Origin of the sequence: Methanobrevibacter oralis (assembly GCF_001639275.1) — an archaeon.
Taxonomy (GTDB): Archaea; Methanobacteriota; Methanobacteria; order Methanobacteriales; family Methanobacteriaceae; genus Methanocatella; species Methanocatella oralis.
In genome coordinates, this window is record NZ_LWMU01000068.1 from 1 (window position 1) to 14,570 (window position 14,570).

At 28.1% G+C, this 14,570-nt stretch carries 16 protein-coding genes, 1 tRNA gene and 1 pseudogene; 3 read left to right on the top strand and 15 right to left on the bottom strand.

Annotated elements, in window-relative coordinates; all coding sequences use genetic code 11:
* Both MBORA_RS10820 and MBORA_RS05530 read left to right on the top strand, forming a co-directional pair.
* The coding region (locus MBORA_RS10820) for a hypothetical protein (RefSeq protein WP_063720356.1) at positions 1-404 on the top strand (404 nt) is incomplete at its 5' end.
* 66 nt (positions 405-470) lie between these two features.
* Entirely contained in the window at positions 471-716 is a 246-nt protein-coding gene (locus MBORA_RS05530) for a DUF5654 family protein (protein WP_042693874.1), read from the top strand.
* Positions 717-755: 39 nt separating this feature from the next.
* Here the strand turns inward: MBORA_RS05530 and MBORA_RS05535 are convergent, their stop codons facing one another.
* The 13 genes from MBORA_RS05535 to MBORA_RS05585 all read right to left on the bottom strand — a co-directional run bounded on the left by MBORA_RS05535 (position 756) and on the right by MBORA_RS05585 (position 11,469).
* Positions 756-1,235: a hypothetical protein gene (locus tag MBORA_RS05535; protein ID WP_231475922.1), complete on the bottom strand. Its 480-nt coding sequence runs from the start codon at positions 1,233-1,235 to the stop codon at positions 756-758.
* Between the two features lie 50 nt (positions 1,236-1,285).
* Positions 1,286-2,209, bottom strand: coding sequence for a deoxyhypusine synthase (locus tag MBORA_RS05540; RefSeq protein WP_042693879.1), 924 nt, complete (start codon positions 2,207-2,209; stop codon positions 1,286-1,288).
* Positions 2,210-2,228: 19 nt separating this feature from the next.
* On the bottom strand, positions 2,229-3,131 hold the full coding sequence (locus tag MBORA_RS05545) for a CBS domain-containing protein (RefSeq protein ID WP_042693881.1): 903 nt from the start codon (positions 3,129-3,131) through the stop codon (positions 2,229-2,231).
* A gap of 92 nt (positions 3,132-3,223) precedes the next feature.
* Complete coding sequence (locus MBORA_RS05550) at positions 3,224-4,198, bottom strand: alpha/beta hydrolase (protein ID WP_042693883.1); 975 nt, start codon at positions 4,196-4,198, stop codon at positions 3,224-3,226.
* A 69-nt stretch (positions 4,199-4,267) separates the two neighbouring features.
* Positions 4,268-6,289 (bottom strand): heavy metal translocating P-type ATPase, encoded by a 2,022-nt coding sequence (locus MBORA_RS05555; protein WP_063720357.1) that lies wholly within the window; start codon positions 6,287-6,289, stop codon positions 4,268-4,270.
* A gap of 327 nt (positions 6,290-6,616) precedes the next feature.
* Positions 6,617-7,018 (bottom strand): pyridoxamine 5'-phosphate oxidase family protein, encoded by a 402-nt coding sequence (locus tag MBORA_RS05560; RefSeq protein WP_042693885.1) that lies wholly within the window; start codon positions 7,016-7,018, stop codon positions 6,617-6,619.
* A 132-nt stretch (positions 7,019-7,150) separates the two neighbouring features.
* Positions 7,151-8,281 (bottom strand): TIGR04083 family peptide-modifying radical SAM enzyme, encoded by a 1,131-nt coding sequence (locus MBORA_RS05565; RefSeq protein ID WP_042693887.1) that lies wholly within the window; start codon positions 8,279-8,281, stop codon positions 7,151-7,153.
* Positions 8,282-8,309: 28 nt separating this feature from the next.
* Entirely contained in the window at positions 8,310-8,519 is a 210-nt protein-coding gene (locus tag MBORA_RS05570; protein WP_042693889.1) for a TIGR04165 family Cys-rich peptide, read from the bottom strand.
* A 123-nt stretch (positions 8,520-8,642) separates the two neighbouring features.
* Positions 8,643-9,866 (bottom strand): aldo/keto reductase, encoded by a 1,224-nt coding sequence (locus MBORA_RS05575; protein ID WP_063720358.1) that lies wholly within the window; start codon positions 9,864-9,866, stop codon positions 8,643-8,645.
* A gap of 256 nt (positions 9,867-10,122) precedes the next feature.
* Positions 10,123-10,287: a hypothetical protein gene (locus MBORA_RS10565; RefSeq protein ID WP_155930823.1), complete on the bottom strand. Its 165-nt coding sequence runs from the start codon at positions 10,285-10,287 to the stop codon at positions 10,123-10,125.
* A complete protein-coding gene (locus MBORA_RS10570; protein ID WP_187115422.1) occupies positions 10,265-10,411 on the bottom strand; it encodes an NAD-dependent epimerase/dehydratase family protein in 147 nt (48 codons plus the stop codon). Before MBORA_RS10570 ends, MBORA_RS10565 begins: the two co-directional genes overlap by 23 nt.
* The gene (galU, locus tag MBORA_RS05580) at positions 10,401-11,252 is read right to left on the bottom strand and encodes a UTP--glucose-1-phosphate uridylyltransferase GalU (protein WP_042693891.1); all 852 of its coding nucleotides are present in this window, start codon (positions 11,250-11,252) and stop codon (positions 10,401-10,403) included. Before galU ends, MBORA_RS10570 begins: the two co-directional genes overlap by 11 nt.
* A gap of 133 nt (positions 11,253-11,385) precedes the next feature.
* Positions 11,386-11,469 (bottom strand) — tRNA-Leu (locus tag MBORA_RS05585).
* Between the two features lie 206 nt (positions 11,470-11,675).
* Here MBORA_RS05585 and MBORA_RS05590 point away from each other — a divergent pair.
* Positions 11,676-13,013: an NCS2 family permease gene (locus tag MBORA_RS05590; RefSeq protein ID WP_042693893.1), complete on the top strand. Its 1,338-nt coding sequence runs from the start codon at positions 11,676-11,678 to the stop codon at positions 13,011-13,013.
* Here the strand turns inward: MBORA_RS05590 and MBORA_RS05595 are convergent.
* Positions 13,000-13,413, bottom strand: coding sequence for a DUF371 domain-containing protein (locus MBORA_RS05595; RefSeq protein ID WP_063720359.1), 414 nt, complete (start codon positions 13,411-13,413; stop codon positions 13,000-13,002). The two genes, MBORA_RS05590 and MBORA_RS05595, sit on opposite strands and share 14 nt — an antisense overlap.
* Positions 13,414-13,638: 225 nt before the next feature.
* Positions 13,639-14,570: pseudogene (locus MBORA_RS10825) on the bottom strand (hypothetical protein); the annotation flags it as partial.

The following is a 14,570-nucleotide window of genomic DNA, read 5'->3' on the forward strand; positions in this document are numbered from 1 at the left end:
CAGAAACACAAATCAAAAAACAATCCAAAAACATGATAAACAACTACAAAATAGAAATCAACGAATATTTAAGCATATTTTACAAATTATTCAAAAAAGAAACCTACGAAGAAGCAATAGAATACATCAATTTCCTAAAAGAAAAATTAATAAACTTTCCACCAATTCTAGCAAAATACTTAAAGAAAAAATTCTTCCCAGAATACAAAAAATACATACACTTCCTTAAAAAAAGACACAAAGGAAAACTAGACTGTACTAACAATCAAATAGAAAATTACATTGGAAATACAATGCCCAAAGCACACAAAAAGAAATTTAGAACATTAGAAGGAATATTCAATCAGATAATGCACCAAAAAGATGGCTGGATCGAAAAACGAAAACAAGAGCTAACAAATTGACAGTCCCTTATTTTAATAGAAAGAAATAAAAATGAATATAAATACAAGTACTAAGGAGGTGAAAAAATGGCAAGTGAAATTACAAAATTAATTGTGGAAACTATACTTGGATTAATCACAACTGCATTTGCATTTGTTGCAGGTTTAGCATGGAATGATGCAATCCAAGCATTAATTACACAATTTGTTGGAACTGGAAATGCTCTTCCTAGTTTATTTAGCTATGCTATTATAGTAACCGTTGTTGCTGTAATTGTAACTGTTATTATTGCAAGATTTGCAGCTAAAATAGGAGTTGAACTCGACGACTAAATAATAAATTAAGGAATTTAATTCCTTTTAACTTATTTTTTAATTTAATTTTTCAAAAATAAAACCCGCCAATTCATAAGCTATTTCAAATAAAATAAAACAAAGAAATGTTAAAATGTTAAAAACATCAAAAATAGCTAATAATAAAATAACTACTTTCATAACAAATCTATATTCAAAAAATAGAGCAATATAACTATTTTTAGTAACATTTGAAATTAGTTCATGACCTACTTCATCTGAAAGTGCAGATAAAACACAAATCAATAAAACAACGATACTTAACTGCGGAATTCCAAATATAATGCATAATAATAAATATAAAATCAAAGTAAGAATGTGATGAATCCCATCTACTTTTAAAACTAAAAAATTACCAATTAATATACCTATAAGTATACAAGCCGCATCTACATCATAAACAGTAGCTAAAAATGATGCAATTGCACATAAAATACCTGTTAAGCTAGCTAATTTTAAATCTTTATTAATATCAGAGTAATCATCTGATAACTTCATGAAAAAACCAGATAATAAAAATAATAATCCTAAAATTATATGATGCATATTTAATCATTATTAAGTTTGTCTAAAGCCGCAGCATAAATCATTGGAAATATTATTGTAACATCCCCAATTACAGTTTCTAAAGTTGATTCACATTTTGCCTTTGACCAAGATTTAGCTTCTTGAAGTGGTGCACCGCTTAAACTTCCAGCTTCTGGTCTATCTAATGTAATTTGAATAGCAGTATCTAATCCCCCTTTTAACAAGGTAGAGGCCAATGTATAATGTTTTGTAAGACCACCACCTAATAATATTCCTCCAACACGTTTAGATTCAAAAACAATATCAGACAAATAAGGCATATCACCAATAGCATTTATTACAAAATCATGATCTTGAGAAAACATCCACAATTGAAGACCTATCATACTATCAATAAGTCCTGGAGCAAATATAGGTACATTATTTCTAGCTGCATTTGCAACAAAAGAATTTTCATCTTCAATTAAAAGACCAATTTCATATAATAGTTCTTGAATCGAAATTAAAGATTTTCTAGCTGAAATATCTTCAAATATTTTTATAATTTCTTTTTCGAAAATAGCAAAATCATCAGATCCAACATTAATATCTGCAATTCTGCCTATTCCTTCAGCATTAAGCTCTTCATCACTTTTACCCTCATCGCGATAATGATTTCCACCAAATGCTTCAAGGAGATCATGAGTAATATTAGCCCCACTAGATATAATTAAATTTACATGCCTTTCTTTGATCATATTAGTTACTATATTTCTAAGCCCACCAGATATTAAAGGACCTCCAAGACTCATGAAAACATTAGTATTCTCATCTTCAATCATATTAGTTAGAATATTACATGCTCTAGCTACTCTACCAGAACCTAACACACCAGATTCCTCAAATTGAGTTATTAACCGGCTTACCTTCATATCACTAAATACATCAATCTGATTAACTTTCAAAAAAACCACTTAAAAATAATCAATTAGTAATAATCGGAAAATCTTTTAAATTAGTAATACTATCAATTAAATCTGTTCTTGTAACAATTCCAAGTAAATTTTGGTCACCGTCAGCAATTATTAATCTGCTTATAGATTTTTTAAGAATAATCTCAATAGCATTAGCTAATTTTAAGTTTTCATTAACAATAACAACATTTGTAGACATTAAATCTCCAACACAAGCATCTTCTTTATCTTCAGCTATTGCTAAAACTAAATCTGTTAATGTAAAAACTCCAATTACTTTATTATTTTTAATTACAGGAGCCCCATCAATCTCATTAAAAGCTAATTTACGAGCAGCACTTTTTAAATCACAATTTGGAGATAAAGATATTACATCACGACTAGCTATATCTCCAACAGTGTTTTTAGGAATGCTTCTAATTACACTAGTGTCCAATAGAAGAATATTGTCCATATCATCCCTACCAACAATTTCCCCCATTACTCCTAAATTATTTACTGGAGTAGGACCTATTCTAATTACATCCCCTAGGTTTAAATCTTTAATACTACCTAAAACTTTAATAGCTGCTTCACACTCACTAGGTTGAGGAACACTAGTAAATTCAATTTTAGCTACAGAAATATTATCCATCGGTTCATCATTTTTATATATAGGAACATTAGAATCTTTATCTGAAACTGAAATATTTAAAGAGTGATAAGCTTCGATAGTTGGCTTATATCCTCCCCTAGGTCCTGGAACACCTTTAACCAAACTTAAGCTCCTTAAAGATTGCATTTGATTACGAATGGTTCCAGGATTCCTTCCCATAACTTCAGCAATATCTTCTCCTTTGATTGATTTGCCTTTAGAGGATTGATATAAGTTAATTAATGTTTGTAAAATTTCCTTTTGTACAGATGTTAACATATCCTCACCATTAACTTAAATATAATAAATATAATATTTATTGGAAATACTTAATAAATATTAATGATTTATCATGGCAAAAAGTGAGAAAATTATAAATTTTCTCTAAAAAATAATTCAATTTTATCAAAAGGAATAATATTTACATTATCATATAAATCTGTATGAACTGCATCAGGAATAACTAAGAACTTCTTATTATCCCCATTTAATTTTTCAAACTCATCTTTTGAGAAATAAAAAGAGTGAGCTTTATCCCCATGTATTACTAAAACTGCTGAGCGAATTTCATTACTGTATTTTATGATTGGTTGGTTAATAAAAGACATTGTTCCAATTACATTCCAACCATCATTCGAATTTAAAGAACGTTTATGATATCCTCTTTCTGTTTTATAGTAATCATAGTAATCTTTTACAAAAAATGGTGCATCATCAGGAAGAGGATCAATAACTCCACCTGCTCTTAAATAGTCTCCATTTTTATAATCTTGGGTTCTTTGATTATTTAATAATACTTTATTTTTATACCTTGCATCAGCATTATCTTCTTCATCAAAATAACCTTTAGCAGAAATACGAGTCATATTATACATTGTCGAAGTTACAGTTGCTTTAATTCTTGTATCAATAGCTGTTGCATTTAATGCCATTCCACCCCAACCACAGATACCCAATATCCCAATCTTATCTGCATCTACTTCATCACTTGTTGCTAAATAATCAACAGCTGCTTGAAAATCTTCTGTATTAATATCTGGAGATGCCATATATCTTGGTTCTCCACCACTTTCACCAGTAAATGATGGATCAAAAGCTATTGTTAAAAATCCTCTTTCAGCCAATATTTGTGCATAAAGACCTGAAGATTGTTCTTTAACCGCCCCAAATGGACCACTAATAGCTATTGCAGGTAATTTTTCTTCTGATTTTAATGGTTTATATAAATCTGCAGCTAAGGTAATACCATATCTGTTATGAAATGTAATTTTTCTATGCTCTACTTTGTCACTTTTAGGAAACACTTTGTCCCATTTATCTGTTAAGTTTAATTTTGTATCTTTCATATTAACACCTACTTAATAGTAGGTTTGAAAAAAATAAATATATAAATGTTGTTATATACAACATTGAAATTATTTTAATGAATGATTATGAGTGTGTATATGTTTAATTCCATCATGGGTTTTAATTTCATCTAATATATTAACACCTTCATGAGAATGATTATGTTTTCCATCATCATGATAATGATAATGACTATGTTCCATATTCTCACTATCTATTTTTTTAATACTATCATCAAAATGTCTATCATATAACATTGCTGCATTTAAAACAACTAAACATGATCCTGCATTATGCACAATAGCTCCTGTAACTGGATTTAATAATCCTAAAACAGAACAAATAATAGCTACCGCATTAATTAACATGGAAAGTGCAATATTCACTTTAATAGTAAATAATGTAGAGTTAGATAACTTTTTCAAATATGGAATTTTACCAATGTCATCTCCTAAAAGAGCAATATCAGCAGCATCAATAGCTACATCACTTCCAACAGAACCCATAGCTACACTAACATCAGATGCTTTTAAAGCTGGCGCATCATTAACACCATCCCCAATCATACAAACCTTTTTACCTTCTTTTTTAAGTTTATCAATCCACTCAAGTTTTTGCTCTGGAAGTAAATTACCATAAACTTTACTAATTCCAACTTTTGAAGCAAAATAATTTGCAGTTTCTGTATGATCTCCAGTAAGTAATACAGTTTCAGTTTCTAAATCATGTAGTTTAGAAATCATGCTTTTAGAATCTTCACGAATTACATCTGATAATCCAACTAAACCCACAACTTTATTATTTAATGCAACAATTATTGAAGCTTTACCTTCTTTTTTTAGTTTATTCAGATACTTATTAACATTGTTTAAATCAACATTATTATCAACAAGAAAATCTAAATTTCCTGCATAAACCGTACCATAAGAATTAATACAAGAAACACCTCTACCAGGATACATTTTAAAATTAATAGGTTCTTCAATTTCTATTTCTTTTTCATGAGCTCGATTAATAATTGCTTTAGCTAGTGGATGTTCACTTAAAAGTTCACAAGAGGCAAGCATTTTTAACAAATCGTCACCCCCAATCTCACCAATACTAATAATGTCTGAAACTTCTAAATTTCCATAAGTCAAAGTACCAGTTTTATCAAATACTAATGTATTTAAACCACCTAAAGTTTCCAAAGCTTCACCTGATTTAATTAAAACACCATATTTAGTTGCTTGTCCAATAGCAGCCATTATAGCAGTTGGGGTTGCAAGAATTAATGCGCAAGGACAAAATACAACCAGAACGGTAACTGCTCTTTCAACCTCTCCTGTAATTATCCATGCACCAATAGCTATTATTAGTGCGATTGGAACCAACCAAGTTGCCCATTTATCTGCAATTCTTTGAGTTGGAGCTTGATTTTCATCAGATTTTTTAACTAAATCTATCAATTTTTGAAGTGATGAATTTTCACCTAAACTTGTAGCTTTAATGTCAATAGATCCAAACATATTCATTGTTCCACAAAAAACTTCATCTCCAACACTTTTATCAATAGGTAATGATTCTCCTGTCATTATTGATTGGTCAAGAGAACTATTTCCCATAACAATTTCACCATCTACAGGTACAGTTTCACCTGGAAGTATTCTTAATGTATCCCCAATTTTTATTTCATCAACTGAAACAATTTTTTCTTTATTACCATCAATTATTCTTCCTTTTTGTGGAGTTAAATCAATTAAATTTTTTAATCCTTTTTTCGCCCGTTCCACTGTCCAATCTTCAAGAAGAGCACCTAAAGCCATAATCCAAGCAACTTCTCCAGCAGCGAATAATTCTCCAATTAATAAAGAAGCAATCATGGCAATTGTAATTAATAAAGCTGATGAAATCCATTTTTGATATATTAATCTTTCAAGTGCTAAATATACAAGAGGAACTCCACTTATTATTACTGCTCCCCATGCTGGATTTAGGTAGGCTGGTATATCTATTGATAAAATCATGAAAATAACTGATATTAATAAAAATATACCTGAAACTATTGTCATTTTTAATCCAGCTAATATATCCATTATTTTATTTATCATTGGAAAAACCTCCATAGTATTACTTTTTTTGAATTTATTTAAATACCAAGTATTACTCATAATCTATGAAAAGTAACAACATTAATAAAATCATTAAAAAATAAAAAAGTATTACTTTTTTTGAATTTATTTAAATATTTAGTATTACTAATTAACTATTAACCTTATTAATTAATAAAGTTTTAGTTTGAAAATTTACAAACAGCAATGAATACAATATTATAAACATTTATAAAAAAAAAGGAAATAAAATACCAAATATAAAAAAAACCAATCCAATTTATAGATAATATTAAACAAATGGACTAGTTTTTTATAAATTAAAAATTATATTTTATAAGTTTTTGCTGGTTCACCAGAAAAATCAGCAATTATAGCTTCACCAGAAATAGTAAATGCTTCAAAAGTAGGATTATCTGCTGTTTGATATAGTGCTTTTACTAATTCATTAGCATCTATGATTTTTTGTTTAATATCTAAATCATCTACAAATTCTATTTTACCACTTATTCTAATCCATGAAAATTCTGGAGTTGCAGTGGTCATTTCACAGTTGGCGTTTGCATCTAATTCTTTAAACATTGGTTTTTGGTTACTAGTGCAGAAATAAGGTTTTTCATTTTCTTCAAAATAGTACAAAATTGGTCTTACTTTTGCATTTCCATCTAATCCTAAAGTTGCTAAATATAACTGAGGATTTTCAGTTAAAAAATCTATTACTTCATTCATAATAATATCTCCCATAGATAATGTTTTTAGACAAATAAGAATAGAAATTCCTTCTAACTTATTATATTTTATAATCAAGTATAAAAGGATATAAATATTTTGTAACCAAAAGGTAACAAAGACTAAATTAGATTAAGGTTTCATCATTAAATCCATTATACTAAATGGAACATCCTTATTTTTAATATTTGGTGTTGAAAAACCTGGAACAGCTGATTTAGCAAATTCCTTATTCATTCTTTTTGAAACTTCAGAAAAAATCATTTTATAAGCAGTACATTGAGGATCAACTGCTTTTGGAGTTTTATATGCTACAATAGCATTATAAGGACATCCTCCTTCACAGTATTTTTTAAATTTGCATTTTTCACAGTCTTCATCAACAAAGTCCCTAAATTCTTGAAGTTTAGACCATGCCAAAGATTTTTTTAAATCATCAAAACTAGGTTTATTAGTAACATTACCTAAAACATATTCACCCATTCCTACAAACCTATAACATGGATAAAGTGATCCATCAAAACCAACAGCGAATGTCGTACCAATACAATCAGCAAATGTACATAATGTGCCTCTCCTTCTAAGAGTACTTTTACAAATATGATCTAAATCCATGATTGAAAATTTATCTAAATCATAAAGATATTTATCCAACCAATTAACCAATAGTTTCCCATGTTTTTCTTGGTCAAGTGCCCATAGATCTGCATTATCTCCCCTTAATGATGGTAAAGCTGCATGAATTTTTAAATTCATTTTATTTTCTTTAAAAAATTCATATAACTCATCACTATAATCTTTTGAATAATCAGTTACAGTTAAAACAAAATTAATTTGTAAACCTTTATCACGAGCTAAGTAAAATTTAGACATGGTTTTATCAAAGTAACCTTTTCCTCTTTGAAAGTCATTAATTTCACGAGGCCCGTCTATACTTGTACTTATTACAACACTATATTCCTTAAATAAATCAATTAGCTCTTCTGTAAGTAACCAAATATTACTTTGAAGTGAAAATCCTTCAAAATTATCTAAACTTGATAATTTTTCTAGTGCATATTCATAATAGTCATATCCTGCAAGAAGTGGTTCTCCACCATGAAAAGTAAAATGTATTTTATCATCACGAAAATCCTTTAACCAATCCACAATTTGGTTTATTATTTTTATATCCATCATTTCATTTTTATTTTCTGAACCCCAACAATATTTACAATTTGATGGACAATTTAGTGTGGGAATAATCATTACATGAAAGACCATTTTATCTTTAACTTATTAAATTAACAATTTAACCATAATATTTATTTAATTCATTTAATAATTGTTTTTTCTCATCTTCTTCCATTTCATCATTAACAAAAAATACATAGCCACATTCTTCACATTTAACAGTTTCAAGTTCTGCATGAGCTCTATGATTATCTAACATCCTTCTGTGAGCAACTTTATCTTTTGAACCACATTTAGGACACGGAGCCAAAATTTCCTCTAGTTTCATTATTTCACCTAAATATTAATTTATTATTTTAAAATATATAAATTTTAATTATATTATCAACATTTAAATAATGATAAATTAATAAAAAATTTTAAAACAAAACAAGGAATATTAAAAATAGTTTTAATGATTAGTGATTTTCAAAAATAAATTATATAATGGAATTCCAATAAATTTTGCAAAAGGCAGTATAATAGAAAATCCTGGAAATTCGAATTCTTTTTTAACTTTACTTAACTCCGAAATAATGTCTAATTTTTGAGGACATTTTCTTAAACACTTTCCACAGCCATTACATCTACCTGCATTACTAGCTTTGTTTAATATTCCTCCAACATACTGGTAATAATTTATAACAGATGGATTAACTAATCCTTCATGATTAAATAAGTATTTTTCATTATAAATTTTCATGCATTCTGGAATATTTACTTCTCTTGGACAAGGCATACAATATCCGCAAGTTGAACAATTAATTTTAAGTTTATTATTCATTACTCTTTTAACAAGTTCAACAGTTTCTAAATCATTAAAACTCATTGATAAAGGAGTTACTTCATTAGCAATAGCTATATTTTCATCAATTTGTTCAATTGAATTCATACCTGAAAAAACACAAGTTACATTACGATTATTTAAAACCCATTCTAAAGCCCAGTTAGCGTTAGTTTTATTAGGATTTTCTTTTCTAAAAATCTCTTCAGCATCTTCAGGCATTTTATCTGCAAGAATACCTCCTTTTAAAGGCTCCATTACAAAAACACCCATACCTTTTAAAGCTGCATATTCAATACCCTCACTACTAGCTTGAATATATTCATCAAAGTAATTATACTGAACCATTACTACATCCCAATCATAGACATCTAATAACAATTCGAATTCTTCTTTAGAACCATGATAAGAAAATCCAACATGTTTAATTTTACCTGATTTTTTAGACTCATTTAAAAATTTAATTAAATCTCTTTTAAGTAATCTATTCATTGTTTTAAAATCAACAGAATGAATTAGATAGTAATCAATAGAATCCCTTTGTAAACGTTCCAGTTGTTCATCTAAAATTCTTCCCATATCCTCATATTTACGAACAATAATTGAAGGTAATTTAGTACAAATTTTTACTTTATCCTTGTATTTACCTTGCAATATTTCACCTAAAAACTTCTCACTATCCCCATAAAGATAAGCTGTATCAATAAAATTAACACCATTATCAATTGCATGATAAACTTGCTTTGTAGCTAATTTTCGATCGATTTTACCCTTTTTTAAAGGTAATCTCATAGCTCCAAAACCTAAAGGAGATACTTCATCTCCAGTTTTTTTAATTAAACGATTTTTCATAAAACAACCCAAAATTATTTTTTCAAAAGTTCTAATAACTCCATCTTTTATTATTTTAAGTAAAACTCCTACACCATGAGTAACTGGAAATTTAGTTGATGAATTTTTAACATCATATCTAACTGTAATTGGATTACTAAATTATTTTCATCAGCATATCCAATCATCTCACTTTCAATTCCAAAACCGCCATCCCTAAACTTAAAACATTGAACAGCTTTTTTTGAAAACGCTCTAAGACCCCTTTAAGAATCTGTTACATCAGTTTTATATGAAATATTAATAGTACATCTAACTCTTGATCGATTCTCCTATAAGTCAGAGTATTTTCTTCAAAACCTTCTAAATATCTACTACCATCTACAAAATCAGCTTTATTAACACATGCTCCAACATCATTAGCTATTTGATGTATTACCAATACTTCCACCATTAATAACTAAAACTTCATGACCTCTATTTTTAAGCTCATTAACTAGATTAGTACCTATAAATCCACTGTCTCCGTGACTAAAATTCTTTGTGTTTTTATAATTAAACTTCATTAAGAATTTCTTTCATATATCTAATTAACATGTCTTTTGATTCTTCATCGTCCATTGCAAATTCAATTGATGTTTTAAGCCATTCAAACCTATTCCCAATGTCATAAGTTTTACCTTCAAAGGTATTTCCATAAATTGCATCTAATTTTGATAAAGCATCAGTAAGTTGAATTTCACCACCAACACCAGGTTCTGTTTCTTCAATTTTATCAAAAATCTCCGGAGCTAAAACATAACGTCCCATAATAGCTAAGTTAGATGGTGCTTGGTGCATTAATGGTTTTTCTACAAGTTTTTCAATTTTATAAACATCTTTTTCAACTTCATGTCCTTTTATAATACCATATCTTTCAACTTTTTCTTTTGGTACTTCTTCAAGAGAAATAGCAGATGCATCGTATTTATTGTAAACATCTATTAATTGTTTTGTACATGGAATTGGCCCTTTTGTAATGGTATCTCCTAACATTACTGCAAATGGTTCACTACCAACATGTTTTTTAGCACAATAAATTGCATCACCAAGTCCTTTTTGATCTTTTTGACGTACATAACAAATATCTGCTAAATCAGTTATGTCACGAACTTGTTTTAAACGATCATCTTTACCAGCACTTTGTAAAGTTTGTTCAAGTTCAAAAGATTTATCAAAATGATCTTCAATAGATCTTTTATTTCTACCAGTTACAATTAAAATATCATCAATACCCGATGCTACTGCTTCTTCAATTACATATTGAATTGTAGGTTTATCAAAAACAGGTAACATCTCTTTAGGTTGAGCCTTAGTAGCAGGTAAAAATCTGGTTCCAAAACCTGCTGCTGGAATTACAGCTTTCATAATATCACCATTTAATTTAATATTGTATATAGTATTAATTTCTAATATTAATAAATATTTTCAAAATTAAAGCTTTATTTAATATTAATAAAACCCTTTAATTACATGAAAAAAATAGAAATTATATTTAAAATGCGGGGGACGGGACTTGAACCCGCGAAGGGACTAACCCAATAGGCCCTCAACCTATCGCCTTTGACCGCTCGACCACCCCCGCATAATACCAAGAAAAATAAGTTATTATAGATTATGATTTATTAAATATATAAATTTAACGATTTTATCTCATTTTTATCTAAATTAAGATTTTAAGTGAAAATAACCTTAATTAATAATATTCTAGAAATAAATGAAAAACTATAATAAACTAAGATACAATACATTATATTATCTAAAATAAGTTATTTATTTTGGAGGATTTATATGTTAAATGAATTTTTTAATTTTAATTCTAAAAATACAAATTTAAAAACTGAATTCATTGCAGGACTTACTACATTTCTTGCAATGTCTTATATTTTGGGTGTAAACCCTACAATGTTATCAGAAGGTGGAATGCCTGCTACATCAATATTTTTCTCAACTGCTTTAGCATCGGGCATTGCATGTATAATAATGGGGCTTGTCTCTAAATATCCAGTCGGATTAGCACCAGGAATGGGAATGAACGCTCTTTTTACATATACGATTATATTAACTATGGGTAACTCTTGGCAAGCTGCTTTAGCTGCTGTATTTATTTCCAGTGTAATATTTTTATTAATTACTGTTTCTGGTTTAAGAGAAGCAATTCTCAATGCTATTCCAAATGATTTAAGACTTGCTATTGGTGCAGGTATTGGATTTTTCCTAGCATTTATAGGTCTTAGTGGTGCTGGAATTATTGTAAGTGACCCATCAACTGTTGTTGGTTTAGGATCTCTAACATCTGCTCCAGCTCTTTTAGCATTACTTGGTATTCTTATAACATTGATGCTATTTATTAAAAAAGTACCTGCTGCTGTATTTAGTGGTTTAATAATTACAGCCATTATTGGTTTAATATTTACAACATTAGGATTTGGTGCTGGTGAAATGACCATGCCATCTGTTCCTACACAAATTATTTCATTTAATTTTGATACAACTGTATTCTTTGGTTTTGCATCTGGTTTTGGTGAAATATTTAGTAATATTCCTAATTTAATTATGATTTTATTCTCATTACTTTTCTTTACATTCTTTGATACTACTGGAACTTTAATTTCTCTAGCAAATCAAAGTGGTTTTGTAGATGAAAATGGAGATATTGAAAGAATCGATAAAGCATTTATTGGAGATGCACTAGGTGGTGTGGTTGGTGCTGTTTTAGGTACAAGTACACTTACAGCATATGTTGAAAGTGCTACTGGTATTGGGCTTGGTGGTAGAACCGGCCTAACTGCGATTTTTACTGGTATTTTCTTTTTAATATCAGTTATATTTGCTCCTGCAGTATTATCCCTATTTACATCATCTGTAACTGCTGCTGCATTAGTGATTGTCGGTATATTAATGATTGTTCCACTTAAAGATATTGAATGGGACAGTATGGTTGTTGTATCTTCAACATTCATAACAATCATAATGATGATTTTAACCTACTCCATTACTTTAGGTATTGCATTTGGTTTTGTAACTTATGCAATTGCAAGCATAGCGGATGGAAAAGCTAAAGAATTAAATTGGTTAGTTTGGATTCTTGTTATAATCTTTATAATTTACTTATTTATTGGACATTGATTTCAATATCCATTATTTTTTCTTTTTTTAAATCTTCTATCAAATTTTTATTTAAATTACACGCAGCCTTATTTGCTTTTATCATTAATGTACGATTACAAGTATAATCACTAGTTCTACAAACAATATCTGTTGGGTGAGTTAAAGTTAAATTCTCATGACCATAACCTATAATTTCATCATGACCATTTTCACTATCTAATATAACAGTTATTTTTGTGTTAGAATCGGCAATTTTCTTTTTAAATTCAATTGGAAAGTCAAACATTGAATTATCCATATTTACACCAACAATACAATCAGCAGTTGGTCCAATTTCAACATCTTTAGTTATCTCAAAAGTAGACTTATGGAGTGAAGTCACATTCTTATGACCCTTTGCACGAATCTTAAATTTCATAATTAATAATTGGATTAAAAAATTAATAAATATTTAAGAAATTGATTAGAATATTTTCACTAAATAAAATAAAAATAGCTACCATAATTTTTATAAAAATTCTATTAATTATTAAATAAATGTATCTAAAATTAATTAAAATAGGTTAAAATAAAAAAATAGTATATTTAAATAAATACATCTATACTTAAAAAAGAAAAAGTGGATAAAATAAATATTTTATCCTTAAATTACTTTTATTTTTAGTGTTTTTGTTGTTTTTCCGTATTTAGCTGGAGATTTAAAAGCTGTTTTTACTTTATAAGTTCCTTTTTTAACTTTTAATTTTAACTTAGCAATGCCTTTGTTATTGGTTTTAACTGTGTATGTTTTTCCTTTGATTTTTAAGGTAACTTTTGTGTTTTTAATTGCTTTATTGTCATGAGTTTTAAAGGATACTTGTAAGTTTTTGTTTCTTTTAATTTTGCTTTTAATTGTCTTGATTTTAGGATTTACTACTTTAACATTTATTTTTTTATTTGCTACGTTATAGTTGTTATCTCCTGTAAATTTAATATCTGCAACATATGATTTTGGATTAAGACGTATGAGTAATTTTGCAATACCTTTAGAATTTGTTTTTAAATTGTATGTTACAGTATTGATTTTAATTGTAACTTTTTTATTAGCTAATATTTTACCATTTGCATCTTTTAAGGTAATAAATAAATGAGTATTGTTTAAGTAGTATTTCATTAATGGTGATGCTATAAATATTGTGTTTTTCTTAGCTATATTGAATTTAGTATATTTTGTTGTGTTCATATAATTTGTGTCATTGACTAATGATACAGAAATTGTATGTTCACCTGCATTTGGTGGAACAAATGTGTATGATTCTCCCGGAGCTTTAATTATTGTAGTTTTATTGTTTAAAATGATTAAAACTTTACCATCAGCATCTGTTGGAACAGTAATTTTAATAGTAATTTTATCACCATAAGTTGGGTTTAAAGGAGTTATACTAATAGTAATATTAGTATTAGATGTTTTAGCAACATTAACAGTTAAAGTATCACTTGTAGCATCCACATAATTAACATCATCAACTAACTTAACAAAAACAGTATGCAACCCAGCTTTTAAACTTGAAACATTAATTGAAGAGCCTACAGAAG